Genomic DNA, 24,941 nt, shown 5'->3' with positions numbered 1-24,941 from the left:
GCCACCGAGTGGGCAGTCCATGATCAAGCGTCTGGAGAACCTGCGCGTGCGTCTGATGCTGTCGGTACGCGGAAGGGGAGCGCGGGCCAGCCGTCCCGCGTCGCGATCACGGCTTCCGCGGGGGCGCTGCGGTACTGGGCCGGTGAGATGCCCGTGATCCGTTCGAATGCGGCGCTCAAAGCACTCTCCGAGGAATATCCCCACTGGGCGGCCACCGAGGCCACGGTCCGCTCGCTGCGGCGCAGTTCCTGGCCGGCGGCCAGTATCCGCCAGCGCTGGAGGTAAAGAAGCGGCGGCAGTCCGACGAGTTCCTTGAACCGGGCGGCGAAGCTCGCCCGGCCCATGCCCACATGGGCGCCGAGCGCGGAGACGGTCCATGGACGGCCGGCCTGCTGGTGCATCAGCAGCAGCGCACGGCTGATGCGCGGGTCGTTGAGGGCCGCCAACCAGCCCGGCAGCGAGGTCCCGTCCGGCACGTCCGCCGCGACGACGGCTCGCAGCGCCTGGATGAAGAGGATCTCGGTGAGCCGGTCCGATATCACGGAGGTGCCCGCGCGCACGGCGCTCACCTCGTCGAGGAACACCCCGAGCAGCGGCTGGATGGCCTGTGCGTGGGGCGTTGCGGCGCGGATGTGGACCAGGGGCGGCAGGCCGCCGAGCAGCAGTGCGACGGTGGTGTCCAGGAAGTCGACGCTGCCGCCGACGATGAGTGTCCGCTCCTGGGCTTCGGATTCGAGGTTGTGCCCGAGCCGCACAATGCGGCTGTCGGCCGCTCGATAGAGCTCCTCGGCACTGCGGTACGGCGTTCCTCGGTCACTGGCGACGGTGAAGGACTCTCGCGCAGCGAGGAGGAAGCAGTCGCGGGCCTCGAGGCGTACCGGATCGGCGTCGTCCACACCCAACCAGCAGCCTCCGTCGAGTACGGCACCGATCTTGATGTGTTCGTGGAGTTCGAAGCGAAGTGCCCAACTGCCCCGTGCCTCGAGCCCGGACAGTGATCCGGCCCTGATGTGCAACGCGGCGAGGACATCGGACAGCGGGTCAGCCGATGGTGTCATGCCGCGCAAGGTAGCGCAGTGCTCGACCGGGTCGCTGTCCCGTCCAGCAGACAGTGGTCAACCTGTGGCCGCTCGGCCGGGCCGGTCGAGGTCCGCACTTGGCCGACACCACGTCGTCACATCACGGTTGTGTATTGGGCGGCTGCGGGAGAACCCCGCCGGGGCCGGCTCCGTAGAAAGGGTTGTCGGCTCCACTTCGGAAGCCGCGCACCATGCTGGGTCGGCCCTGTGGGGTTCGAGCGCAGGGACGGCCAGGCGGGACAACGCGCAGCACAAAACAGGTGATCGGGCGGGCCATGTGGGCGCCGTGCCCGATCGCGACCACTGACCTCCGGGGCGGGTGGGGCTGTTCCCCCCTCTTGTTCCGCCCGCCCCGGGCTCCGCACGAGTTGAAGGATGCCCTTGAGCCGCTGTACACGCGTCGCTGCTTGCATCATCGCGCTACTGCTTGTCCTTGCGGGGGTCGCCGGTTGCGACTCCTCAAGACGGCTGTCGGCCTTCTCCAACCCCGTCGTGGAAGGGCTCTGGACCATCCAGCGCATGGCACAGGCTCGGTCCGCGGACACCCGTGTGCCCAACGACATCGGCGAGGGCTCCGGCACGACGGGCCCTGAGCCCGACCCGGTGCCCGCACAGCCGCAGGCGGCGACGTACCACGACAACGCCGCGGTGATGGGGAAGATTTTCTTCGACACTCCCGACGGGCCGAGCGTGTGTTCCGGCACGGCGGTGGAGGATCCGGCGCGCCCCGGCAGATGGGGGCTGGTGTGGACGGCGGGTCATTGTGTGCACGGCGGGGCCGGAGGCGACTGGTTCCGCAACATCGTCTTCGTGCCCTCGTACAACAATCTCGGGCTCGAAGGAGCGGCCCGGCAGAGTGCGGGCGAGGACCGGATCGCACCCTTTGGAACGTGGTGGGCCAGCTGGGCGCAGCGGCAGGGAAAGGCTGCGTCGCTGCAGAAGATGATCGGTCAGGCGGCGCCGGTCTGGTTCGGCGCTCCGTCGGCGACGCGTTTGAGTGACATGGCGGCTTGGGGGTATCCGGCCGAGGCCCCGTTCGACGGCGAGCGGGGCTTCTCGTGCCGGGACAGGCCTGGGCGTCTGTCGATCCGCCCGAGGCAACCGGTGTTGTACCGGATCGGCTGCACGATGCCGGGGGCTCCTCTGGGGCGGCTGGTTCGCCCGCAGCACGGCAGCGGGCTGGAGCTGGTGAGCAACACGTCTATCGGGCCGACCGACAACACCTGGCTGGCCGGCCCTCGTCTGGCCGAGTCGGCGCGGGAGCTCTACCAGCGCGTCAGCGACAAGGTGGGTTCGTCGTGAGGGCTTTGAGCTGGGCTCGGACGGCCTCTTGATCGGCATGGCCGAGTCGTTCCAGAAGGGCGAGGGCCTGCGTCCATGCCGCCCGGGCCTGCTCTACCCTGCCTGACGTGAGGTGGGTGTCCCCGAGGCGGCGCAGTGTGTCGGCTTCGGCCTGGGCGACGCCGATTTTTCGGAAGAGGACGAGGGCCTGTTCGTAGCTGGCGACGGCGTCGGTGTGTCGTCCCAGATGGTGCTGGGCGAGGGCGATGCTGTCCCAGACGTCCGCTGCGAGGTAGGGCCGGTGGTGAAGCTCTGGTATGGCCAGAGCTTCCTGGCAGTGGTCGAGCGCCTGTTGGTGCTGTCCGAGCAGGATGTGGCACCAGCCGACGGCGTTGAGCGCCGCAGCTGTGCGCGGGGCCGGGTCGCCGGCCGCCCGATGCCGAGCGAGGGACTGCTGGGCGTGGAACAGAGCTCCCTCCAGGTCGCCTTGCTGCTCGGCCACCCAGCTCACCTGCCGGTGGCTGTCGGCGCAGGCGGTGATCTCGCCTGCCGCGGCGAAGAGTTCCACCGCACGCTCCATGCGGATGCGCGCCTCCTCGACCCGGCCCAGGCAGGCCGCGGCGCGTGCGAGGCTCAGGTGGACGTGTGCCTGGGCACAGGGGTCTTCAAGACGCTCGGCCGCCTCCATGGCCATGTGCTGGGTCGCTTCGAGGTCGTGCCACTGAGCCTTCCGGTCCAGGTGGTGGGCGACGGACCAGGCGAGTTGCCAGGTGTGCGCAGCGAACCCATGGACGGCCGCCGTTCTGATGGCCTCTATCACCACTGCTCGCTCGGTATCGAACCAGGATGCGGCGGGGCTCGAGCGTTCTGGGCCCGGTGGGAATTCCTCGGCCTGAACACCCTGGGAAGGCGCGGACAGGGCGATGGCATGCCGGTCGGGAGAGTACGCCCGTCCTGCGCGGTGCGCGCTGTGCAGATAGTGGTCGAGGACTCGGAGGCGGGCGGCGTGCTGCTCGTGCGGTGCGTCGGTGGCGCGCGCCAGCTCGTCGGCATAGGCGCGCAGCAGGTCGTGCATGGCGTACCGGCCGGGCGCGGGTTCGTCGGCGAGGTGGGCCTCGGTCAGTTCGGCCAGCAATTGGTGTGTGTGCGGGAGGGTCAGCCCGGCGAGGCTCCCCACGGCGGCGAGGGAAGCGTCCGGGCCCGGATGCAGGGCGATCAGCCGGAACAGGCGTGCGGCGGCGGGGGTGAGGGCGTGGTACGACCATGAGAAGACGGCGCGTACGTCGGCGGCCGCGTCGCAGTCGCTCAGTGTGTTGAGGCGGCTTTGGCCGTCGCCCAGTTCCTGGGCGAGAGTCGCCAGGGGGAAGGCCGAGCGGGCCAGCGCCCGTGCGGCCGCGATGGACAGGGCGAGTGGCAGGCGGGCGCAGTGTTCGATGATTTCGTCGACGGCTGCCGGCTCGGCGGCGACCCGGCTGGCGCCCAGTCTGCGTGCGAGGAATTCGCGCGCCTCCGCGACGGTGAGCGCGTTGAGGTGGACGGGGCGGGCCCCGTCGGTGGCGATCAGGCCGGACAGCCGGTTCCTGCTGGTGACGATCACCATGCAGCCGGGGTTCGCGGGAAGCAGCGGGCGCACTTGCTGGGCGTCGCGGGCGTTGTCGAGCAGGAGCAGTACTTGCCGCCCGGCGAGTCGTGTGCGATACCAGGCCGCGAGTGCGTCGGCATCCTGCGGCAAGCTCATGGGATCGCACCCGAATGACTCGAGAACCGTGCGCAGTGCCCGATCCGGGGAGACCGGCAGTCCAGCCGGGTCGAAACCCCTGAGGTTGATGTACAGCTGGCCGTCAGGGAAGCACGGGGCAACGCGGTGGGCCCAGTGAACTGCGAACGTGCTCTTGCCGACTCCGGCCATGCCGGTGATAACGCCGACCCCGACGTGAGCGGGTATCCCGTCCTCTCCATCGAGCATCAGGTCGACCTGGGCGAGCTGCGCCGCGCGTCCCACAAAAGCTGGTAGATCGACGGGGAGTTGTGCGGGCGCCGGCTGGCGGGGCACCGGCTGCATTGTGTATGGGTGTGTGGGTGCCGGTGGGGTGGTCAGCGCGACGTCCGCCCGCAGGATGCGCTCATACATGTTCCGCAGTTCAGGTCCCGGGTCGATCCCCATCTCGTCGGCGAGGAGAGAGCGGGCCTCGCTGTAGGTCATGAGTGCCTCGGCCTGGCGTCCTGACCGGTACAGGGCGAGCATCAGCATCTCCCTAAACCGTTCGTCCAGCGGATGCTCGGCTACGAGAGCGGCCAGTTCCCTTGCGATGTCCGTGTGCTCGCCCAGGTCGAGCCGGACCGCGAAAACCGCTTCCAGGGCCGAAAGCCGCAGTCGTTCAAGCCAGTTGCGCTGCGCTTGGGCGTACTCGCCGCGGATTCCGGCCAGCGCTGTCCCCTGCCAGTGAGCGAGGGCTTCGTTCAGGTACCGGGCGGCGGTGTTGCTGTCGTCGTCGCGTCGGGCCCGGTCCGCCCGCGCGACCAGCTCACGGAAAGCGGTCAGGTCACATGAGTCGGGGCAGATGGACATCTGGTAGCCGTCACCCATGGAAACGATCGTCAAGGGCCCGAGCAGTTGACGCAGCCGATACACGTAGGTGCGCAGCGAACTCACTGCGGAACCCGGTGATCCGGTGCCCCAGACGGCGTCGACGAGGGTCTCAACTGAGACCTGCGCGCCTTCGCCGAGCAGAAGCATGGCGAGGACGGCACGCTGCTTCGGGGGTCCGAGGTCAACCTCGTCCGGCCCGCGCCAGGCACGGACGGGCCCGAGAACAGTGAAGCGCAGTTGCTCCTCCATTCACGTTCTCCCCTGCCCGTACCGCGTGCTGTGCCTTCCACCAGTGTGTGTTCTGGCCGCGGATGACATCGGCGGGGCCGTCGGCGGGGCTGACTGCGACGCTACGGTCCGCCGACCGGATGAGCCATGATCGGGCGTCTGGAGAATCTGCGCGATCGTCCACGGTGTCATTGGCTGCCTCGCAGCGCTGTGACGGCCTCGGCGGTCGACCAGGTGGCGCTCGCCAGGAAGCGGAAGTTGATGAGGGCGGAGAGATAGCCATCGCCTTCCGGGAGCCGCGGGCCGGCTGTGGCATCGCGGACGACGACCACTTCGAAGCCCTGCTCGATGAGTTCGCGGAGGTGGCCCTCGACACAGAGATTGGCTGCCATGCCGGCCAGCAGGACCTGCGAGATGCCGCGCTTGCGCAACTGGAGGGCGAGGTCGTTCGACTCGGGCCCAACGATCTTGTGCGGCGAGGCGATGACGGTTGCGCCATCGAGGATGTGCTCCTGGTACGCGGGCAGGAAGTCGGCCCCGGAGCCGGCGAATTCGTCGAGGAGGAGGGGCCCTCGGCGCCTGAACATGCCGACGCTGTGCATGTACTGCTCGAGAGGGCCGCCGAACTTCCAGGCGTCGTCGGACGGGTAGTAGTAGTGAGGCGAGATCGCCACGGTGATACCGGCGGTCTTGGCGGCCTGAAGAAGCTGTCCGATGTGGGCGACCGTGTCGTTGTCCGTGACGCTGGCGCCGAAGATCTCCCAGGTGGCCCCTTGCGGACTGAGGAAGTCAATCTGCGGGTCGGTGACGACCAGGGCCGTGCGAGGAAGGTCGAGTTGCAGGCCGCTGGCCGGAAGCGCGGGTGTGGAGGGTTCCGCATAGAGGCTGGCCCGGGCAGTTGTCATGGTCGGACTCCTGGTCTGTCGATACGGGAGATGGATGAAGCCTCCCGAATAATAAGTGACCAGTCGTCTGTTAATGAAGGCGGGGGCGCACACGCCACATCTGAGTGTCCGAGGACGAACCACAGTGGCCGCCGAGAGCGTCGGTATCGCCTGCGGCCCGGCCGGCATGGCCGGCATGGTCGGCCTGGTCGGCCTGGTCGGCCTGGTCGGCCTGGTCGGCCTGGTCGCCATCGACATCGACATCGACGCCCACCGCACACAGCCACCGGCCCGGGACCGGATCCTGCCCGGTATCCCGTCGCCGACCACGTCGACCTCACCGGCTTGGCCCCGCGCGGCCGGCGCAGCCCTGTGGAGGACGACACCACGCTGCGAACACCTCGAACGGGAGGAAGACGACACCTACGCCGATCAGGCCCGCGAGGCCCGTGGTACGGCGGCTGTCGCGGGTCTCCTTCTGAGATTGCTGGTGCCGTCCCAGCCCCGGTAGTAGAAGGCGGCAATCACCACGCCGGAGGCGAATCCGTTCATCCCGATCGAAGTGGCCGAAGCCGAGCCAGGACCAGTCGAAGGGCTGGGCGTGGTGGCTGTGCAGAAGGGCACCGACCGCGAAGACGGCCAGGATGGCTCGTTCCACGCCAGACATGAGCAGCTGCGCGCGGACCGTGAGCCCCGCCCCACCAAGCACGACAAGCAGCATGATCAGGAACCAACCGGCGCCGACGACGGTGGTCACAGCGGTGCTGTCGGGCGAGCGAGAGGGGCATCGCCCCGGCGGGCAAAGAACCGGCGACCATGAACATGGTGGCCGAGACGACCAGCGCCCCGCCGCTGATGAAGCCGAGGAAGGGGTGCAGCGTGCGGCCCACCCAGGAGTAGCCGACCCCCGCGTTCACGTCGAGGCCGAGGTAGCCGAAGGCGAGCGCGATGCCCAGCATGGGTATCGCGCAGTACAGCAGGGCGGCGGAGCCGGCCAGGCCCACCGTGCCGACAAGGACCGCGGTGGTCGCCGCCAGCGAGTAGGCCGGGGCGCTACCGGCGACCGCCATCACGACAATGTCGAACGTACCGAGGGCGTTGGCCTGAAGCCCTCCGCCCTTGTGGTTGCTCATGAATTCGCTTTCCGTCACGCACGATGCGGAGGGGCGTTCACTCCCTGCTACGCAGCCGGTCCCGGCGGGGTTCTGTTGCGGCGGCCCGATGCTCAACCGTGACCGCCCTGAACGGATCCGTCGCCGAGGGTTAGGCTGTGCATGTGCCCCGACCTGCCAATCCCTTCGTCCGCGAGAGGCTCCTCGACGCCGGACTGACCCTTTTCCATGCTCGCGGCATCAACGCGGTGGGAATCAAGGAGGTCACGGACACAGCCGACGTCCCGAAGGGATCGTTCTACAGCTACTACAACAGCAAGAACGACTTCGTGGCTGCGGTCATCGACCACTACTGGGCCGGAGTCATCCGTGATCACGGCGTGCTCCTCACCGACATGTCGGCCCCGCCGGTGAGGCGCCTCGTGGCATTTTTCGAGTCCCTGACCCAGGAACATGCCGAGCGGGGATTCGCGCTCGGGTGTCTCCTCGGCAATCTCGCTCTCGAACTGACCGATGACAACGGCGAGGCACGGCAGCGGCTGGCGGACATCATGGACCAGTGGTCGGCTCTCATCGGTGCGTGTCTGGCACAGGCAAGGAGCGCCGGTGACGTCACCGCGACCACCGATACGACGGAACTGGCATCGATGATCATCGAGTGCTGGGAGGGAGCTGTCATGCGCGGCCGGGTCGACCGGAGCCGCGTCCCGTTCGATCGCTTCCTCACTGTGTCGCTGCCCCGTCTGTTGGACATGGCCCGGGTATCTGTCTAAGGGCTCGCAGAGAATCAGCATGCTGATTTCGTCTCGGCGGGGCTGCTGTTCGCGAGGAACACGGTGACGTCAGCGGGCGTGCGGAACCTGGCGTTTCGAGGGTGGCTGTAGCCGTCCTCGGCCCGGAGAGGCTTGCCGAACGGCCCCGGTGAGGGTGCTGGCGTTGACTCCGAAGAGCTGGGCGAGCAGGTCCCAGGTGCCGAATTGCGCAGGTAGAGCACAGTGACCACGACTCTGTCGGCAGTGGTCAGCTTGTCCTTGGCCCCTGCGCCACGAGCACGGATGCGCTCCTCGCCTCGCTGCTGGAGCCGTCCTGGCTCACGTAACTCATCGAGCCTCTGGGCAAGTTGGTCAACGAGTTCGTCCAGCGCCGGTTCCGTCATGCCAGTCAGCTCCGGGTCGCTCAGGCATCCAGCGAAGGGCTGCGGGTACGCGATGCCGGCTGGCCCAGCGGCCTGCGGTGAACTCCTGCAGCTGGTCCACCAGTTGCCGATCAGGCCGGGCCATATGACGGAGGAGCCGGGCATGCGCTCGGTCTGCTGTTCGGCGCCCGCCTGATCCTCTTGTTCGCGGACGGTCTCGGGTGTCCGGCGCTCGCCAGGGTCGCGGACCTGCTCGGCCCTTCAGCCCCAGTCGGCACGGTTAGCGGCCCACAGTCACGCCGGGTCCGTCGTCATGCCGGGCAACGCTGGTCAGGCGTCTGGACAGTGATCAATCCAATGGTGACGCGAGCAGGTCCCCGAGCTTGCCGAGGCTCTGACTCCAGCCTTCCTCGTGGAGAGCCCGCCGCCGCTCCGTGGCGAAGTCGCCCTGGTCCAGGACCAGCTCGGACCGTGCGACGTCGAGGTCGTGAAGCGACAGCGTCACCACCGTCTCCCGGTCCTCGGGGTCGGGATCCTCCCAGCGGAAGGTATACGACAGGCGTTCTGGAGACTCGACCTCGATGAATTCGCCCACCAGGTAGAAAAGCTCGCCCTCTGGGGGCTGCATCGCGATCCGGTAGGCACCACCTGGGCGGAGCTCGCTCTCCACACTCGGGACGGTGAACCCGTCCGGGCCCCACCAGCGGGCCAGTTTCTGGGGTTCGGTCAGCTCTCGGAACACGACCGAGCACAATCCGTCCAGGGTACGCTGCAGATGCAGTCTCAACTCGCCTTCCTGTGTCATCACGCACCACCTCCCACCGAAGGTGCCGTAAATGACCGCCATGCCCATTCTACGTTTTCCCGACCGTAGATCACGATCTCTCCCGGCAGGGCGGGGCAGGGCAGAACCCGCGGCCGGCGCCGGAAAATGCTGCGCCCCGCCCCCGGCCGGTTGAGGAACAGGCATTAAAGGCCTTTAAGGCGTGTGTCGAAAGTGCTCGCAGTACGATGGCCGTGGGCGGACCCTCACCAGTCCGCCGTCATCTACCTGGAGAAACGACGTGTTCCAGTGCCTGGGGCATTGGGTAGGTGCGCTCCGCAGGAAACAGCCGCTGTGCCTTGGTGGCGTGCCCGGTTTGTATCAGTGCCGAGGCCTTGCGGATCTGGGGGGTGAGATCGGTGAGACTGACGATCCAGTCGTCGGTGAACGTGCGGATCAGGTGGCGGCCGATGCCGACCTGGATGCTGTAGTGGTTCAGAGCCGCTCCGCGCGGCGAGCGCTCCGGGTCCCACTGGACATGTACGGCTGCCTGGGCCACGGCCGCTGGGTCGGCGGTCGTCAGCACGGCCTGGGACAGGGCATCCTCCCAGCCCTCCCGAGTAATCCGCACCGCGAGAACGCGTTCCTGGCCGGGCTTGCGGGCCCAGTTGCTGCGGTGCATCAGCCACATGAACGACGGCTTGATCCACGTCATTCGGTGGAACGAGAACGGCGCAACGAAGCGGCCCGCCCGCAGTGCCGCGTCAGCAATGGCAGGCGAATACGCCTGATAGACCACGATCGTGCGAGCGTCGTAGTCGGCACGAATCTGATATTGGGGCGTCATGCGTCGCACCCTGCCATCTGGTCCGCCGGCGCGGCGAGCCGATTTTGCCTTACCGCCCCCGGGGCCGGTTCGAATGCGCTGCTCAGAGCCACTCGTTGGTGGAGTCGACCGCGACGTCCCAGTCGAAGTCGCCTTCGGCGTCGGCCTGGGCGAGCAGGGCGGTGAAGACCTTCTCCCAGGTGCCGTCGGCGGCCCATTTCCTCTCACCGCCTGGCGGGCCCGGCGCCGTCGGGACGCCCTGGACATCGGCCGGAAGCAGGCGAGTCGGCGGGTTGGCATCGTGGCAGCAGAGGGATGTGAGGCCCCGCCGACCGGGGATAGGAACGCGGCGGCTGTAACGGCCGCTACCGCAGTGGCTTTACGGAGGACAATCCTGGAGCATCACGGCTCACCACGATCGACGCAGATCGGAACGACAACAGCTGGCCCACTGGCCGTACGCTGAACCCCACTGTGCGGCGCGGCACAGGCCGTCCGCAGGGGTTCCGGATCGGCTACGGCTCCGTGAGCGGCGCAATGCTCAGCGCTCCCTCGGCAACACGGCTTTCGCGCCGATCGCCCCGCTCGCCTCCGAGCCGCCCTGTCCAGCCGGGTGCCCGCACCGTCAGCGCAGCAACATGGGCACCCTCATTGACGCCCGCTCAGGACGCTGCGCAGCAGGTCAACGAGGGGCTGCACCGGGACGGTCGGGTCGAAGGCACGCTGGACGCCGAGCCCGATGCCGAGGCTGAGCAGGGTCAGGGCGGCGGTCTCGGCGGGCAGGGAAGGTGTGCTGCCGAGTTCGTCCGCCTGCGCCCGGATCAGGTCCGCGAGCGCGTCGGTGACGGTGCGCCGGCGCTGGGCGAGTTGCTCGCACACCTGCTTGTCGCGGCGGTTGGCGGTGGCGAACTCGACTTCCAGCGAGGTCCACGAGCTGTCGCCGATGGTCTCCTCAGCCCAGCGGGCGAACCCTGCGATCCGGTCCTCGAAGCGGGGCGCGTCGCCCATCGCGGCGGCCAGCTGTGTCACCTGTTCCGAGGCGACGCGGTCGAGGACGGCCAGGCATAGCTCGTTCTTGGTGGCGAAGTTGGAGTACACCGCCCCCTTCGAGTAGCCCGCCGCCTCAGCGACACGGTCCATTGACGTCGCCGTGAAGCCGTCGCCCAGGAAGAGCGCGTATGCGGTGTCGAGGACGTGTTCGCGGGTGCGGGCCTGGCTCTCGGCCCGGGTCAGTCTTGCCATCCCCGGAGGATACCGCTAGCTTTCGAATTCCCATGGACTTCAAATACCGGGAGAATCTATGGCGGGGCGTCAACGACGCGGACTGGTCGTCGGGTGCGGCGGCACCCTCGGCTTCGCATGGGCGGTTGCGGCGCTGGCCGCGGTTGAGGAGCAGCTCGACTGGGATGCCCGCACGGCAGAGGTCCTAGTGGGGACGTCCGCGGGAGCGGAGGTCGTGTCCGCGCTCGGGTCCGGCCGGTCGGTCTCCGACCTGCTCGCGGCACTGCTGGGCCGGTCCGACGCGGACCCGCTGCTCCTGCGGCACGTCGGCGCGCACCCGGGCGCCCTGCCACCGGTTCCGTGGCCGGGACTGCCGGGCGCCGGGCTGACGGCGGCGGCAGCCCGGGGCCGTGTCCCGCTCGGGTCGGGGCTGCTCGGCTTCCTGCCGCGCGGCCGCGGGGATGCGGGGTGGCTTCGGGGATTCGGCGCCGCGCTGGCGGACGGCCACACGTGGCTAGCCTCGTCATGTACGTGGCTGGTGGCGACCGAGACGCGCTCCGGCAGACGCGTCGCGTTCGGTTCGCCCGACGCCCCGGTCGCCGACATCGGCAGCGCGATGGCCGCGTCGTGGGCGATCCCGGGCTGGTTCCCTCCCGTACGAATCGACCGACGCTCCTACCTCGACGGCGGGGTGTTGTCGCCGACGTCGGCCGACCTCGTTGCCCCGCTCGGCCTGGACGAGGTGGTGATCGTCGCCCCGATGGCGACGTCCGGGGGCGCGCCCGCCACCGGGCTGAGCCGCCTCGAACGCGTCCTCAGACGCTGGATGACCCGCACCCTCGACGCGGAGGAACACCTGCTTCGGGCAGCGGGGACCCGCGTCGTGCGGATCGAGCCCGGCGCCGAGGAACTGGCCGTCATGGGCTTCAACTTCATGGACGTCGCCCGCCGCCCGGCCACCCTCGACGTCTCCCTGCGTACCGCGCCCAACCGTGTCAAGCGAGCCATCGACAGGAGCACCACGACATGAGCGCCCATTTCGAGGTCATCGTCATCGGCGCCGGCATCTCCGGGGTCGGCGCGGGGGTCCGTTTGCGCGAGGCTGGGATCCGGGACTTTCTGATCATCGAGACCGCCGACGACTTCGGCGGCACGTGGCGGGCCAACACCTATCCGGGCTGCCAGTGCGATGTGCCGTCCCGGCTCTACAGCTACTCGTTCGCGCCGAACCCGGACTGGATGAGGGTGTACGCGCATCAGCCGGAGATCCTCGCCTATGTGAAAGGGGTCGCCGACCGGTACCGGCTGCGCGAGCACACCCGGTTCGGCGTGCACATGGCCGACGCACGCTGGAAGCCCGACGCGGCACGGTGGCGGATCCGCACCAATGTCGGCGAGTTCACCGCCCGGTTCCTGATCGCCGGTGCCGGGCCGTGGAACGAGCCACTCATCCCCGATATCCCGGGCCTTGCGGAGTTTCCCGGCGAGGTGTTCCACTCCGCGCGCTGGAACCACGACTACGACCTGCGCGGCAAGCGGGTCGCGGTGCTCGGCACCGGGGCATCGGCCGTGCAGTTCGTCCCGGCCATCGCCCCCCAGGTCGACCGGCTCCACCTGTTCCAGCGCACTGCCCAGTGGGTGCTGCCCAAGCCGGACCATCGCATACCGAAGGCCGAGCGGTGGGCGATGCGGCACGTGCCCGGCGCCCGGGCCGCGGTGGCCTCGGTGGAGTACCGTGCCATGGAGATGCTGGGCCGCGGATTCCGCAGGCCCTCGCTGCTGCGCGGCGTACAGGCCGTGGCACGCGCACACCTGCGCGCCACCGTCCGCGAGCGTCAACTGCGTCGCAAGCTGACCCCCGACTACACCATCGGCTGCAAGCGCATCCTGTTCTCCAACCACTACTACCCGGCCCTGACCCGCCCGAATGTGGACGTGCACGCCTGCGCCGTCCGCACGGTCGACGGCAGCACCGTGCTCGGCGCCGACGGCAGCAACGCCGAAGTGGACGCGATCGTTCTCGGCACGGGCTTTCACATCCTCGACATGCCCCTGTCGAACCTTATCCACGACGGCGCGGGACGTTCCCTCGCCGACCACTGGCAGGGCTCCCCCGAGGCCTACCTCGGCACAGTCACCGCCGGGTTCCCCAACGCGTTTCTACTCCTCGGTCCCGGCCTGGGCACCGGACACAGCTCCGCGTTCACCATCCTCGAAGCCCAGCTCGATCTCGCCCTCGGCGCGATCCGCTCAGCACGCGCCCAGGAGTGGGCATCGATCGAGGTACGCCACGACGTGCAGAGCGCCTATAACACCGAACTGCAGGCCGCGCTCGCAGGCACCGTCTACAACACCGGCGGATGCCGGAGCTACTACCTCGACGCCAACGGCCGCAACAGCTTCAGCTGGCCCTGGTCCACCGGCCGGCTCCGCACGAGGGTGGCACGCTTCGACGCCCGAGACTTCACCGTCATCCGCCCCGCCGACCGGCAGGGACTCAGCGCATGAGATTCCCCGCCATCGACATGCGCGGCGCCACAGACCTCCTGCTGGTCAACGCACATGACCCGCTGCTGCTCTCCCTGGCCCAGCACCGGCAGAGGCGTCGCGCCCCCGAGACATGACTCTCGTCTCAGTTGGCCGTCAAATACGGAGCACTCTCGACGGGCGAACGGCAGTAGAACGACGACGTCGGAGCGCTTGACGAGTCACTCGCGGAGGGCGTCACTCTCGACGAGGAGGGTGGCGGGGCTTTGGCCGACGCGGTTGTCCCAGTCCGCAAGGACCGAAGTCGCGCGATTCATGGTGCCCGGCTGACGCCGGCTTCGCGCCAGAGGTTGTTCTTGGTCAACTTGCCGCCGGTGCGGGTGGGCTGGCCGGTGAACAACCGCTCCGTCGCCTCGCGCAAGGCCTGCTCGGTCCCAGCGGACACCGCCGCAGGCGTCATCGGGTGGTCCTTCGGATCACGCGGTCGACGTCGTGGGGCTGCTCGGTGAGCAGTGCCCGGCGGTTGGGCGGGAGGTTCGCCGCGGAGATATCCGCGCTGTGCCTGGTTGGTCGCTCTCATCTCGGTCGCTGTAGCCCGGATGGCCGCGAAGGTCTCGCGCAGGTGGTCGGCGCCCGGTCCATGGCCGATCGGTTCGCGGTCGGCGGCGGCGAAGAGCTCGGTCACACGCTCGAAGCGGCGCTCGCTGATGGCGGTCCTGAGGTGCTGGGCCCAGGCGGGCGGGGGTTCGGTGGAGGCCTGGGTGGTGGTGTTCGCGAGCGCCCGGGTGGCGACGTGCTTGACGTTCCGCCGCACCATGGCGGTGCTCACATGGGGGTTCCCGGCTCGGAGATCGCCGTCGGAAGTTTCTCCGGTATGACCTTTCCACACACATGGCCGACGAGTGAGGGAGCCCGCTGGCGGCGCTCAACAGCGCATGGTCAATGCAGTCCTGCGCGGATGGTTGCGAGTGCGTTCGAGACGGAAGATCTCGGACAGTGCGCGCGAGACAAGCCGTCGACGTCTGGCCTAGCCCAACGCCCCCTGAAGGGCCCACCGCCTCCTCGCGCAGAAACTCACTACCAGTCAAGTGGCGGCGTTGGCCGCGCTGTTCGTGCCAGCGGCAGAACAAGCCACTCGCAGAGATCACCGAATCGCGCACTCACTGGGGTGAACCCTGAGACCGGGAGCGGCGTAGTGACGAGCGAGAAGAGCGGGCAGAGACCCGAGGTACCCGCACCTGCGTACACCTCTCACCTCTGCCGGCAGCCGGAACCACCCGACTCAGAACAAAGGAAGCCGTGAAGCCACGCACTACCCGTCTCTCACGCTGTCGCGCGGCTGCGCTCAGCGCCGCAATCACCTCTGGCGCATTGGCAGGCGCGATGTTGCCCTCAGCCGCACATGCGGCACCCCAGTACCCCCGATCGCTCGACTACGTCGCGCTCGGTGACTCCTACGCCTCCGCTCCGGGCGTGCTAGAGCAAATCGATCCGGTGTGCGCCCGCTCCAGCAGCAACTACCCACATCTCGTGGGGGCGCAGAACAAGGCACATCTCACGGACGTCACCTGTTCGGGGGCAAGCACAGCGGACCTGGCCGTCGCCCAGGGTGCCGCTGCCGCACAGTACGCCGCCCTCTCCCGGAGGACCGACCTCGTCACCGTAAGCATCGGCGGCAACGACATCGGCTTCTCCGCGGTGCTCAGGCGCTGCGCCGCGCTGACCGCCGGAGCGCCGTCCGCGAGCCCATGCCGCGACCACCTCACTCAGGGCGGCATCGACCAGGTCGAGCAGAGCATCGCGGCCACGGCGCCGAAGATCTCCCAGGTGATCGCCGAGATTCGCAGCCGGGCCCCGCGAGCCAAGGTCTTCATGGTCGGCTACCCATCGCTCTTCCCCGACAGCGGAGTCGGCTGCACAAGCCCCAGCGTCCCCATCGCCGCGGGCGACTTTGCCTACCTGCGAGACAAGACGAAGGCCCTCAACGCCATGATCGCTCGCCGGGCCAAGCTCGCGGGCGCCAAGTACGTCGACACATACACGCCCACCATCGGCCACGACATGTGCCGTCCCGTAGGGGAACGCTGGATCGAAAACCTCGGTGCCGAGGCCCCGGCGGCGCCGGCCCATCCGAACGCACAAGGCGAGCAGGCCATGGCGACAGCCGTGAACCGCGCGCTGTCTCGGTGCGGCGGAGCCCACCGAGCCTGATCGCGCCGGTTCCTGGGTGAGGCGACAGCAGCACGCACCCATCAGCTCCTCCGGCGGCCCCCTCTCCCGGGACCGCCGGAGGTGGTGCCCGCTCAGGTGCCATGCGCCTGCATCACAGCCCCAGGCGCACTCGCACCCGCGCGGGTCATCGAGGTCTGCGTCAGGGTGCGGGGGCCTCTGTCCGGCAGTCGGGGCACAGGCCCCAGAACGTTACCGCGGCTTCCTGTGTGTCGTACTCCTCCGGCAGTTGCGGGTCCATGCACGGAGCCGTACCCACCGTGCACACCACGTCACGGATGGTGCCGCATGCGCGGCACACGAAGTGGTGGTGATTGTCGTGGCGCTCGGTCTCGTAGCGGGCCGGGTGTCCGGGGATCTGCGTGCACCGCACCAGGCCGGCGTCCGTGAGGGCGCGCAGGACGTTGTAGGTGGCCTGCACGGACAGGTGGCCGGTGACCCGCTGGGCGTGCCCGCGCAGGGCATCGGCGTCAAGGTGGCCGGACGATTCCTGGACCGCCCTGAGGATGGCCATGCGCGGGGCGGTCACCCGCAGGCCTGCCATGCGCAGCCGTGCCGCGGCCAGCGCCATGGGCTCCTCGGCGTCGGTCACGGTCGTCATGTCACCCCGTCCTTCCTGTCGTCTTCGCCTCCGTCCCGGCCCGGCGGGTCAGTGTCTGCGGAGAGCTCGAACCACACGCTCTTGCCCGCGGGCCGGTGCTCCCAGCCCCAACGTGCGGCCAGCATGCCCACGAGCGCGAGTCCGCGGCCGTGCTCCGCCTCCAGGCCTGCGTCGGTCGGGCGGGGAGGTGCCGAAGAACCGTCGGAGACCAGGCAGCGCACATCGGACACACGCTCGAGCGTCAGGACCAACGGGCCGACAGCATGGCGAAGCGCATTGGAGACCAGCTCGCTGACCAGCAGCTCGGTGGTCGGGACGAGACCGCCCAGGCCCCATCGGGACAGTACGTCGCGTATGGCCGACCTCGCCTGGGCGCATGCCGTGGGGGACCACGGCAAGGTCCAGGGGCCGGCGACAAACGACTGCACCTTCTCCTCACCCGCGGAAGCGCCGACGGTCGCCGATGGGGCGCAGGGCCGGGGCAGGGCGGGGAAGGCCTGATCGACGACCGTTCCGCCCGGGAGGGGTTCGAGCGGCACTGTGCGGTCCATGAGGCGCGCACCTTCGAGTGGAGGATCGGGGCACTTCCCAAGGTACGCCTTTTCTGGAATGAGTCAATTGTATGGATAAGGTCTTCTTTCCAGACTCAGTCCAGACACCATCGCGCGCGGCCTCGGCTCAACCGGATCCGTTGCCCAGGAGGCAATCAGCTTGGAGCTCTCACGACGGTTCAAGTAGCCTCTCGAAAAGACCCCGGTGAGCTCGCCGCGATGCGGTGATGAACGGTGGGCCGCCACTGCGGTGGAAACCGCACAGAGTTCGCCTGTGCCCACGTCATGCCGCGACGCCCGCGCGCGAGCGCTCGGATGCGGTCACAGTCATAACGGAAAACGATGTTCAAGAGCCCCGTTGTATGCGGGCAGGGTTTCACTGGCAGCCTCCATGGGACTTCACTCGCCGTAGCGTCTACGCTCCCGATCCTGGATCTGCACGGACACGAGCCGAAGGCGCCAGCAGCGGGCCATTGCATGCGGCTGAGATCGGATTTCTCGACGCTGCGGACCCTCACTTCGTGGAGATCTCCCGCAGACTGGGACGGGACGGGCGGCAGGCGCTTGATCACCTCGATGTCCATCTCAGTCTGGACCTTCTCCCGGCGCCGCCCTCAATGAGGGTCGCTCTCCCCACTGGTGAACTCTTGATCAGTCTCGAGCCGGGCTGGACCGCTCCCCAACTGCACGGGGGCTCCGTGTCCTACGGGAACCTTTCGATCGAAGGCACCGCCGAAGGCTCCCGAATCTCGTGGAAGCCGGGGACTCGCATCCTCGTCGAAGACGTACCCACGACCTCGCTGGCCTCTCTGCCCCCGCACTCGTACACGACCCTTCGTTCCAGAACCAGCGACCTCGGCGACAGCATCCGCCGCGAGGCGTTCACGCTTCTCGGCACCAGGTATCGAAGCGACATTCCCCCGGTCCCTGACGATGCCTTTCCTGCCGACCCGCAACGGGAAGCGTCACGTGTGCTCCGTCACGTGCCGACGGAGTACCCCGGGTTGACGGGCGCGGCCGAGGTCTTTGTCGACCATGAGGGCGCCGTGCTCACCATTCGACGCTACGGCTGTAATGGCCGCGGGACTCAGTACGACCTGCCCATGACAGCGGAGCGCGCCGAGTTGGTGGACAGAATGCATCAAGAATTCGCCGGCTCCACAACTGCCTATGCCAGCCTCGGTGCGGGGCCAGAAGCCGCGTCGCAGTTGAGCCTCACCGCATGGTCCCCTCTCGCGTTGAGGAGCTTGCTGCCCCTCATGCGTGTTGTCGATGCGGATGATGCGACCGTCCTGACGCTCACCTGATGTGTGGCGCAGCGAGGGCGGGGAGGTGGCCCCCTCAGCGAACTCGTACGCGGACCTCCGGGACGCAAATCCAGAACGGGCGTGGCGTGCTGCTGAAGCTGCCGCTGTTGCGGCAGCCGGCATTTCGGCCAGCCGGGCATACGAGCTGAGAGACTTGGGCTTCTCCACGGTTCAGTCGGCAATCTCAGAGCATGCCGTTCGCCCGACGGAGGCCGCCAGGACAGCACGTGAGCTGATCCGCGCGTCGGAAACCCCTGTGCCGAAGGAAGTCGGTACCGCACTGGCGGCGGCCCAGCGGAATGAGCCCGAAGTGGCTGACACATGGCAGCACGAGTACCGCCGCAGTTGCGGCCCCGAGGGATGGGGACTGTGGGCGAAGCTGACACGCCACACATTCGCCCTCGGAGATGGACGGACCAGCACACTCTGGGACGTGGCGAATGGTTGGTGGGCCATCGGCGAGGAGGGCGAGGAGGCGCAGACCTGCTGCATCGTCGTGGACGAACACGCGGCGAGGATCCTCTGGCGGTCGACGTGCAGGGAACTGCAGAAGCTCGCCGATCAGCTTCAGCGGGATTCATGCAGCTGACAGACGCGGACTTCCGTGGCGCGCGGTGGCGAACGGCGCGCTGCGGCGGTGCGTGATGTGCCCACCCTGACCGATCTCGGCCATGAGAACGCGGGCGGCTGCTTCCGCCTTCCGACGTTGCCGAGAACACTTCATTGCCAAGTGAGCAATGAGCAACGCATCGTCGACCGGACGGCCATGAAACACCATTGGTCGAATAACTCTGCACTTTCGGGCAGAGCGGTCTTCCGCGCCTTGATTTCTGAGTCGTGATCGCCCCTATTTTGCTGACGGTTTGAGCCCCGCCGGGCTGCGGAACCGGTAGGTGACCTTCGAGCAGCCCACCCTCCCCACCGCACGCCGGGACCAGACCATCGGACTGGGTCGCAGCAGGCCCACGAGTACACGCGCCAGGGGTGCTGAGAACCGATCTGGGCCCGGGCTCGTAGAGCAGACCGGGTTCCCACTACAGGCTGGAGCCCTTGGTCTTCGTGGCGTTGCGGGTGTGGGCGCCACGAGTGCAGCAGCGCGGCGAACGAGAGGTAGCGAGGGTGGCGACGAGTTATCAGGTGCAGCGGGGCACCGTACTTCCGGGCGTTGCGGCGCAGTGGGTGATGTGGACGTTCGTCATCGCGAACACGGTGATCGTCGAGATTCTGTTCTTCACCGGCGGCACCGGCAAGAACGGGACGCTCACTGTCGCCAAGTTCTTCGGCTTGCACGCTGCGCTGCTGATGCTGTTCCAACTGCTGCTGGTGGCACGCCTGCCGTGGCTGGACCGCCGCATCGGCATGGACCGGCTGACGGTGTGGCACCGGTGGGTCGGCTTCACGTTGTTGTGGACTCTTCTCACCCACGCCACGCTGGTCGTGCTCGGGTACGCGCGGCTCGACGGCGTATCGATGCTGAAGACGCTGGTTGCTCTGAGCGGGGTACCGGCTTCCCTGCTGGGCATCCTGGCCGCTGTCATCGTCGTCGTGATTGCCGTGGTCTCCACCCGGAACCTGCGGCGCCGGCTGCGGTACGAGACCTGGCACGGCCTACACCTGCTGCTGTACCTGGCCATAGGGCTGTCGTTCGTCCACCAGCTGCAGGAGCCCGCGAGCTTCAAGGCATCCGGGTTCGGGAGAGTGTATTGGTGGGCCCTGTGGCTGCTCACCTTCGGTGCTTTCGTGATCGGGCGGCTTGTCCTGCCGGTGTGGCGCAACGCCTACCACCGGTTCCAGGTCTCGGCCGTGGTGCCCGAGTCGGACAGCGTGGTGTCGGTATACGTCACGGGCCGCCGCCTCGACCGGCTGCCCGCCAGGGCAGGGCAGTTCTCCATCTGGCGCTTCCCCGGGCACAACCACTGGTGGCTGGCGAACCCGTTCTCCCTGTCGGCTGCCCCCAACGGCCAGTCGCTGCGCCTGACGGCAAGAGCGGCCGGCAAGACGAGTGCGGGCCTGCGGCACCTGCCTGTCGGGACCCGTGTCTTCATGGAAGGCCCGTACGGAGCATTCACCTCATTGCATCGAACGCGGCCGGGCGCACTGCTGATCGCGGGCGGAGTGGGGATCACACCCGTCCGAGCCCTGCTGGAGGAGCACACGGCCGGCGATGTCGTGGTGCTCTATCGAGTGCGCAGCGCAAACGATGCCGTGCTCATCGACGAGGTGCGAGAATTGGTCGCTGCCCGCGGCGGCCGGCTGCACCTGCTCACCGGTCAGACCGGTGCGGGGACACAGCCGTTCGAGCCGCACAACCTCCACGCCCTGGTCTCCGACATCACTGAGCGCGATGTGTATGTATGCGGGCCGCCGGCCATGACCTCGGCTGTGCTTCGCGGGCTGCGGAAACTGAAGGTACCCAATCGGCAGGTACATGCCGAGAAGTTCAGCCTCGCCTGACGCCGCTCCCCCAGGGCAGACTCCAGCAACCGCTTGGTCAGCTGCTGGAGCAGCCCGCCTGCGCCGGTCAGATGCAGGCGCTCGGCCGACACATACGCTGACGCCTCATCGCCAGGGGAACGTGACCCCCGGTCGACTGGCCGGCCTCTTGCACCCACCCGTGGGCCGTCAGATTCTGGCCGGTCAGAGACGACGACGGAGACCTGTGCGCGATCGCGTACTGGGGTGTCGGCGTGACAGCCGAGTACGAGGCCCGTCACCGGCTGCTGGTGCTCAGCGAAGCCACCAGCGCCATCGGCCGCACCCTGGACGTGGAGCACACAGCCCAGGAACTGGCCGAAGCGTTGGTGCCGGATGGAGACGATGACTTGGTGCCCACAGTCCGCGTCTGACCGAGGCGTTACGACGTTCCGCGATCTGGCCGGCGTTCGCCGTCGACGGTTGAGGCATGCAACTCGCGACGATGGTCGACCGGTGGGTTGCGTCCCGGCTGGGGTGCCTCCAGTTGCTGGGCCCGGCCCGGTGATACCTGTCGAGTCCCGCACCGCAGGGCCCCTCTGAGGGTACGCTCGTCCGTCGTCGCCCGGCCCGTGGGGCTCGGGGCACATGGGGGGCGAAGATGTGCTACCGGTACGGAGTGTTTTGTGCGTATGCGTTTCGCCGTGCTGGGGCCGGTCAGAGCATGGCGCGGTAACACGGAGCTCGAGCTCGGGCCGCCCAAGCAACGAGCCCTCCTTGCTCTGCTCCTGACCCGGGCGGGGCATCCGGTCGCCGTACACGACATCGTCGATGCTCTGTGGGGGCAGGACCCACCGGACAGCGCCGTCAATGTGGTACAGCGGCACGTCGGGTCCCTACGCCGCCTGCTCGAACCGGGCGGCCCGGCGAGGGGCGCCTCACGGCGACTGGTGCGCGGCTCGGGCGGTTATCGCCTGGAGGTGGACCCCGACCGCCTCGACCTGCTGCGCTTTCGGGACCTGCGGCAACAGGCGAAGGATGCGGCGCGGCGCGGGGGGACGGCCGAGGCCACGGAGCTGCTGATCGAGGCCCTGGCCCTGTGGCGAGGGCCCACGGCGTCCGGAATCGCCCCCGAGGTCAGGTCCCATCCGGTATTCGCCGCCGTGGACGGCGAGCATCTGTCCGCCCTCAAGGAGGCGGCGGAGCAGGCACTGGAGGCCGGACCCGGTCTCGGCGCGCGGGTGCTGGTCACGCTCAGGCAGGCCGCCGCCCAGCACCCGCTGGACGAGATGCTGCAGGCCCGACTGATCCTGGTCCTCGCGGCCACCGGCCACCAGGCGGAGGCCCTCGACGTCTACCGGAACATACGCGCCCGTCTCGCGGGGGAACTGGGTGTGGAACCGGGCACTGAGTTGCAGGCCGCTCAGCAGCAGGTGCTGTCCCAGACCGTACCCATGGGGAATCCGGCTCCGACCCGTGGAGCGGGACCCGACGCCCCCGACGACTTCCACGGCATCAACGCGGGTCCGGCCAACGCGGCCCAGCCCGACGACACCGCGACCGTACGCCCCGCGCAACTCCCCGCCGACCTTTCGGTCTTCACCGGCCGCGGCAAGGAAATGGAAGGTCTCCGGGCACTGCTGCCAACTGCCCGGGAAGTCGCGTCTTCAGTGGTGATCAGTGCGATCGGGGGCATGGCCGGGGTGGGCAAGACCACCCTGGCCGTGCACTGGGCCCACCAGGTCGCCGAACGTTTCCCCGACGGGCAGCTCTATGTCAATCTCCGCGGATTCCATCCCAGCGACTCGGTCATGAGCGCGGCCGAGGCGATACGGTCCTTTCTCGATGCCCTCGGCTTCCCCTCCCATCGCCTCCCCGCCGGACTCGAGGCGCAGGCCGCGCTGTACCGGAGTCTGCTCGCCGACCGGAGGATGCTGATCCTCCTGGACAACGCGCACGACACCGAACACGTCCGGCCCCTGCTACCCGGAGCCCCCGGCTGTCTGGTGATCGTCACCAGCCGCAACCAGCTCTGCGGACTGGTGGCCTGCGAGGGCGCGCACTTCGTCACGCTGGACCTGCTGAGCGAAGCAGACGCGTTGGCGTTCCTGTGCCGCAGGCTCGGCGCCGACCGTGTCACGCGTGAGCCCGCTGCGGCCGCGGAGATCGTCTCAGCCTGCGGAAACCTGCCCCTGGCGCTGGCCATCGTCAGTGCGCGTGCCGCCGTGAATCCGGCATTTACGCTGGCGTCCGTCGCGGCCGAACTGCTGGAGAGCCGGGGCAGCCTCGATGCCTTCACCGTAGAGGCCCCCGTCGCGGACGCCAGAACTGCCTTTTCCTGGTCGTACAACCTCCTGTCGCCGGAGGCCGCGCGCATCTTCCGGCTACTGGCCCTCCATCCGGGCCCGGACTACTCGCTCGCCGCCGTGGCAAGCCTCGCAGGGCAGCTGCCCGGCCGGATACGCCCGCTGCTGGCGGAGTTGGTGCGTGCCCATTTGATCTTCGAGGCCGTGCCCGGCCGGTTCGGCTGTCACGAACTGCTGCGCACCTACGCCGCGGAGCTCGGCCAGGCCCGGGAGGCGTCGGACGATCCCGGCTCCGCCCGGCGGCGGATGCTCGACCACTATCTGCACAGCGCGCATGCCGCCGAGCGGATCCTCGCGCCGAGCCGGGAACACTTGGAGCCGAAGCCCCACACGGCTGAGGTGACCGTGCCGCGGTTCGCCGATCAGGCGCAAGCGGCGGCCTGGCTGGACGTCAACCGCCCCGTCCTGCTGGCCGCGATCGAGCAGGGCAGCCTGCACGGAGACAGCGAGTACAGCTGGCAGCTCGCCGCGACCCTCGAACGGTATCTGGACCGCAGCGGCCGCTGGCAGGAACAGGCCGTCGCGCAGACGACGGCGGTGACCGCGGCCCGCTGCCTGGGCGACATACGCGGCCAGGCATACGCGCACCGCGCACTGGGCTTCGCCAACGGCCGCCTGGGCAACTGGGAGGAGGCCGGCGACCACCTCACGCGCGCGTTGAAGTTGTTCGGCGAAATCGGTGACCCCGCCGGTCAGGGCCGCGTACACCGCTATTTCGCCTTTCTGGCCAACGGGCGGCTTCGGCACGACGAAGCGCTCGACCACTATCGGCGGGCGAGCGACCTCTACCGCACGGCCGGGCGCCGCAGCGAGGAGGCGAGCGTCTTCAACGAGGTCGGCTGGACGTACATCCTGATGGGGGAATACGCAAAGGCGCTGGGCGAATGCGGTCAGGCCCTCGCGCTGCACCGGGAGATCGGTGACCGCAACGGCGAGGCCGCCGCGTGGGACAGCCTGGGCTACGCCCATCACCATCTGCACGCTCACGACGAGGCGCTCGCCTGCTACGAGCCTGCTCTCGAGCTGTACCGGGCGATCCGCGACCGCTATCTCGAGGCCGACACCCTGGTGCACATCGGCGACTCCCACCATGCGGCAGACCACCACGTGCAGGCCTCGTCCGCATGGCGGCAGGCACTCGCCATCCTCGACGAGATCGGCCATCCGGACGCCGCGGGTGTCCGCGACAGGCTGAAGGACACGGCTGCGTCAGGCATGCGAGGGAATCTCCCGAAGGCCTGAGGACGGCGCCCGCCTGGCGCCGTCCACCCCGTCCGGCCCTGCCGAACTCCTCTACGTCAGTAATCCGTCAGTGCTCCGGACGCGCACGCTGCCCAGCCTCGCCGGGCGTGCTGCTTCACCTGGACCGACCATTGTCGCAACCGGCCCTCGGATGCCGGCAAGAAACTCCCGCTGCACACCCCTGTGTTCGAGCAGGCGAAGGCCCTTCTCGCCTACGCCGAGCAGCTTCTGAGCGACTGTCACATGGCAGGGGGCATCGTCCAGGGTGCTCTGGTCCGTGCCGGCCACACACGAAGTGCCTCTACCGCACGGAAGGCTCGGTACGGGTCCGGCTCCTCACCCGTCGTGTTACGCAGGCTCTCCGGCCCCAAGGCCACTGTCGGACGGATACTGTCTGGCCGGCAGCGCAGGCATGCCGGCCAGACCGCCAGGCCTATCCAGGGGAAGCAATGACGGAACGCGTCGCACGCCACTTATCGTGGTCGTGAGACTCAGGGATCCAAGTCCTCAGGGACGCCCCGGCCAACTACCTCTTACTGATCGTTTCAGAATGAGGTTCGGAGACGTCTCAAGCAGATGATGCTGCATGCGAGTTGGAGCAGGCCGAGGTGGAGGTCGGCGCGTATC

19 protein-coding genes and 2 pseudogenes are annotated in these 24,941 nt (G+C 68.5%); 10 read left to right on the top strand and 11 right to left on the bottom strand.

What is annotated here, in order from left to right:
- Positions 1–23: 23 nt before the first annotated feature.
- A complete protein-coding gene (locus ACZ7M7_RS44220) occupies positions 24–1,058 on the bottom strand; it encodes an AraC family transcriptional regulator (protein WP_472127433.1) in 1,035 nt (344 codons plus the stop codon).
- A 540-nt stretch (positions 1,059–1,598) separates the two neighbouring features.
- On the opposite strand from ACZ7M7_RS44220, the gene ACZ7M7_RS44215 reads away from it, so the two are divergent.
- On the top strand, positions 1,599–2,381 hold the full coding sequence (locus ACZ7M7_RS44215) for a trypsin-like serine peptidase (RefSeq protein ID WP_472127432.1): 783 nt from the start codon (positions 1,599–1,601) through the stop codon (positions 2,379–2,381).
- On the opposite strand, the gene ACZ7M7_RS44210 is transcribed toward ACZ7M7_RS44215, so the two are convergent.
- The 3 genes and pseudogenes from ACZ7M7_RS44210 to ACZ7M7_RS44200 all read right to left on the bottom strand — a co-directional run.
- Positions 2,356–5,199, bottom strand: a complete 2,844-nt coding sequence (locus ACZ7M7_RS44210) for an AfsR/SARP family transcriptional regulator (protein WP_472127430.1) — start codon at positions 5,197–5,199, stop codon at positions 2,356–2,358. The two genes, ACZ7M7_RS44215 and ACZ7M7_RS44210, sit on opposite strands and share 26 nt — an antisense overlap.
- A gap of 167 nt (positions 5,200–5,366) precedes the next feature.
- Positions 5,367–6,083, bottom strand: a complete 717-nt coding sequence (locus ACZ7M7_RS44205) for a cysteine hydrolase family protein (protein WP_472127428.1) — start codon at positions 6,081–6,083, stop codon at positions 5,367–5,369.
- A gap of 373 nt (positions 6,084–6,456) precedes the next feature.
- A pseudogene (locus tag ACZ7M7_RS44200) lies at positions 6,457–7,195 on the bottom strand (APC family permease); the annotation flags it as partial.
- 143 nt (positions 7,196–7,338) lie between these two features.
- Here ACZ7M7_RS44200 and ACZ7M7_RS44195 point away from each other — a divergent pair.
- Positions 7,339–7,947 (top strand): TetR/AcrR family transcriptional regulator, encoded by a 609-nt coding sequence (locus tag ACZ7M7_RS44195; RefSeq protein ID WP_472127427.1) that lies wholly within the window; start codon positions 7,339–7,341, stop codon positions 7,945–7,947.
- Between the two features lie 14 nt (positions 7,948–7,961).
- Here the strand turns inward: ACZ7M7_RS44195 and ACZ7M7_RS44190 are convergent.
- From ACZ7M7_RS44190 to ACZ7M7_RS44175, 4 genes and pseudogenes are all read right to left on the bottom strand, one after another.
- Positions 7,962–8,375 (bottom strand): annotated as a pseudogene (locus ACZ7M7_RS44190) (helix-turn-helix domain-containing protein); the annotation flags it as partial.
- 283 nt (positions 8,376–8,658) lie between these two features.
- Positions 8,659–9,156, bottom strand: a complete 498-nt coding sequence (locus ACZ7M7_RS44185; RefSeq protein ID WP_472127425.1) for an SRPBCC family protein — start codon at positions 9,154–9,156, stop codon at positions 8,659–8,661.
- 196 nt (positions 9,157–9,352) lie between these two features.
- Positions 9,353–9,919: a DUF4291 domain-containing protein gene (locus ACZ7M7_RS44180; protein ID WP_472127423.1), complete on the bottom strand. Its 567-nt coding sequence runs from the start codon at positions 9,917–9,919 to the stop codon at positions 9,353–9,355.
- A gap of 627 nt (positions 9,920–10,546) precedes the next feature.
- Positions 10,547–11,140: a TetR/AcrR family transcriptional regulator gene (locus ACZ7M7_RS44175; RefSeq protein ID WP_472127421.1), complete on the bottom strand. Its 594-nt coding sequence runs from the start codon at positions 11,138–11,140 to the stop codon at positions 10,547–10,549.
- 58 nt (positions 11,141–11,198) lie between these two features.
- Between ACZ7M7_RS44175 and ACZ7M7_RS44170 the strand changes: the two genes are divergently transcribed.
- Positions 11,199–12,149 carry a patatin-like phospholipase family protein gene (locus tag ACZ7M7_RS44170; protein ID WP_472127419.1) on the top strand — a complete coding sequence of 317 codons (951 nt, stop codon included), beginning with the start codon at positions 11,199–11,201 and terminating at the stop codon, positions 12,147–12,149.
- Positions 12,146–13,627: a flavin-containing monooxygenase gene (locus ACZ7M7_RS44165; RefSeq protein WP_472127417.1), complete on the top strand. Its 1,482-nt coding sequence runs from the start codon at positions 12,146–12,148 to the stop codon at positions 13,625–13,627. The genes ACZ7M7_RS44170 and ACZ7M7_RS44165 overlap by 4 nt, the downstream gene beginning before the upstream one ends.
- A 292-nt stretch (positions 13,628–13,919) precedes the next feature.
- Here the strand turns inward: ACZ7M7_RS44165 and ACZ7M7_RS44160 are convergent, their stop codons facing one another.
- Positions 13,920–14,435, bottom strand: coding sequence for a hypothetical protein (locus ACZ7M7_RS44160; protein WP_472127415.1), 516 nt, complete (start codon positions 14,433–14,435; stop codon positions 13,920–13,922).
- Between the two features lie 554 nt (positions 14,436–14,989).
- Here ACZ7M7_RS44160 and ACZ7M7_RS44155 point away from each other — a divergent pair.
- Positions 14,990–15,817, top strand: a complete 828-nt coding sequence (locus ACZ7M7_RS44155) for an SGNH/GDSL hydrolase family protein (protein WP_472127414.1) — start codon at positions 14,990–14,992, stop codon at positions 15,815–15,817.
- Between the two features lie 160 nt (positions 15,818–15,977).
- Here the strand turns inward: ACZ7M7_RS44155 and ACZ7M7_RS44150 are convergent, their stop codons facing one another.
- On the bottom strand, positions 15,978–16,436 hold the full coding sequence (locus ACZ7M7_RS44150; RefSeq protein ID WP_472127413.1) for a Fur family transcriptional regulator: 459 nt from the start codon (positions 16,434–16,436) through the stop codon (positions 15,978–15,980).
- Positions 16,433–16,987 carry an ATP-binding protein gene (locus ACZ7M7_RS44145; protein ID WP_472127412.1) on the bottom strand — a complete coding sequence of 185 codons (555 nt, stop codon included), beginning with the start codon at positions 16,985–16,987 and terminating at the stop codon, positions 16,433–16,435. The genes ACZ7M7_RS44150 and ACZ7M7_RS44145 overlap by 4 nt, the downstream gene beginning before the upstream one ends.
- Positions 16,988–17,685: 698 nt before the next feature.
- On the opposite strand from ACZ7M7_RS44145, the gene ACZ7M7_RS44140 reads away from it, so the two are divergent.
- From ACZ7M7_RS44140 to ACZ7M7_RS44120, 5 genes are all read left to right on the top strand, one after another.
- Complete coding sequence (locus tag ACZ7M7_RS44140) at positions 17,686–18,294, top strand: hypothetical protein (RefSeq protein ID WP_472127410.1); 609 nt, start codon at positions 17,686–17,688, stop codon at positions 18,292–18,294.
- Positions 18,295–18,727: 433 nt separating this feature from the next.
- Positions 18,728–18,883 (top strand): hypothetical protein, encoded by a 156-nt coding sequence (locus tag ACZ7M7_RS44135; RefSeq protein ID WP_472127408.1) that lies wholly within the window; start codon positions 18,728–18,730, stop codon positions 18,881–18,883.
- A gap of 593 nt (positions 18,884–19,476) precedes the next feature.
- Positions 19,477–20,748, top strand: coding sequence for a ferredoxin reductase family protein (locus tag ACZ7M7_RS44130; protein ID WP_472127452.1), 1,272 nt, complete (start codon positions 19,477–19,479; stop codon positions 20,746–20,748).
- 233 nt (positions 20,749–20,981) lie between these two features.
- Positions 20,982–21,140 (top strand): hypothetical protein, encoded by a 159-nt coding sequence (locus ACZ7M7_RS44125; RefSeq protein WP_472127407.1) that lies wholly within the window; start codon positions 20,982–20,984, stop codon positions 21,138–21,140.
- Positions 21,141–21,398: 258 nt separating this feature from the next.
- Complete coding sequence (locus tag ACZ7M7_RS44120) at positions 21,399–24,314, top strand: AfsR/SARP family transcriptional regulator (RefSeq protein ID WP_472127451.1); 2,916 nt, start codon at positions 21,399–21,401, stop codon at positions 24,312–24,314.
- Positions 24,315–24,941 lie beyond the last annotated feature (627 nt).

Source organism: Streptomyces sp. NPDC111606 (assembly GCF_055656945.1).
The sequence above is the reverse complement of the archived record's forward strand: the minus strand, read 5'-3'. Positions and strand labels throughout refer to the sequence as shown.

Excerpts from the sequence above, each read along its gene's own strand:
- ACZ7M7_RS44220 (WP_472127433.1), bottom strand. The coding sequence starts at position 1,058 with ATGACACCATCGGCTGACCCGCTGTCCGATGTCCTCGCCGCGTTGCAC.
- ACZ7M7_RS44215 (WP_472127432.1), top strand. The coding sequence starts at position 1,599 with ATGGCACAGGCTCGGTCCGCGGACACCCGTGTGCCCAACGACATCGGC.
- ACZ7M7_RS44210 (WP_472127430.1), bottom strand. The coding sequence starts at position 5,199 with ATGGAGGAGCAACTGCGCTTCACTGTTCTCGGGCCCGTCCGTGCCTGG.
- ACZ7M7_RS44205 (WP_472127428.1), bottom strand. The coding sequence starts at position 6,083 with ATGACAACTGCCCGGGCCAGCCTCTATGCGGAACCCTCCACACCCGCG.
- ACZ7M7_RS44185 (WP_472127425.1), bottom strand. The coding sequence starts at position 9,156 with ATGGCGGTCATTTACGGCACCTTCGGTGGGAGGTGGTGCGTGATGACA.
- ACZ7M7_RS44180 (WP_472127423.1), bottom strand. The coding sequence starts at position 9,919 with ATGACGCCCCAATATCAGATTCGTGCCGACTACGACGCTCGCACGATC.
- ACZ7M7_RS44175 (WP_472127421.1), bottom strand. The coding sequence starts at position 11,140 with ATGGCAAGACTGACCCGGGCCGAGAGCCAGGCCCGCACCCGCGAACAC.
- ACZ7M7_RS44170 (WP_472127419.1), top strand. The coding sequence starts at position 11,199 with ATGGCGGGGCGTCAACGACGCGGACTGGTCGTCGGGTGCGGCGGCACC.
- ACZ7M7_RS44165 (WP_472127417.1), top strand. The coding sequence starts at position 12,146 with ATGAGCGCCCATTTCGAGGTCATCGTCATCGGCGCCGGCATCTCCGGG.
- ACZ7M7_RS44155 (WP_472127414.1), top strand. The coding sequence starts at position 14,990 with ATGTTGCCCTCAGCCGCACATGCGGCACCCCAGTACCCCCGATCGCTC.
- ACZ7M7_RS44150 (WP_472127413.1), bottom strand. The coding sequence starts at position 16,436 with ATGACGACCGTGACCGACGCCGAGGAGCCCATGGCGCTGGCCGCGGCA.
- ACZ7M7_RS44145 (WP_472127412.1), bottom strand. The coding sequence starts at position 16,987 with ATGGACCGCACAGTGCCGCTCGAACCCCTCCCGGGCGGAACGGTCGTC.
- ACZ7M7_RS44130 (WP_472127452.1), top strand. The coding sequence starts at position 19,477 with ATGTGGACGTTCGTCATCGCGAACACGGTGATCGTCGAGATTCTGTTC.
- ACZ7M7_RS44120 (WP_472127451.1), top strand. The coding sequence starts at position 21,399 with ATGCGTTTCGCCGTGCTGGGGCCGGTCAGAGCATGGCGCGGTAACACG.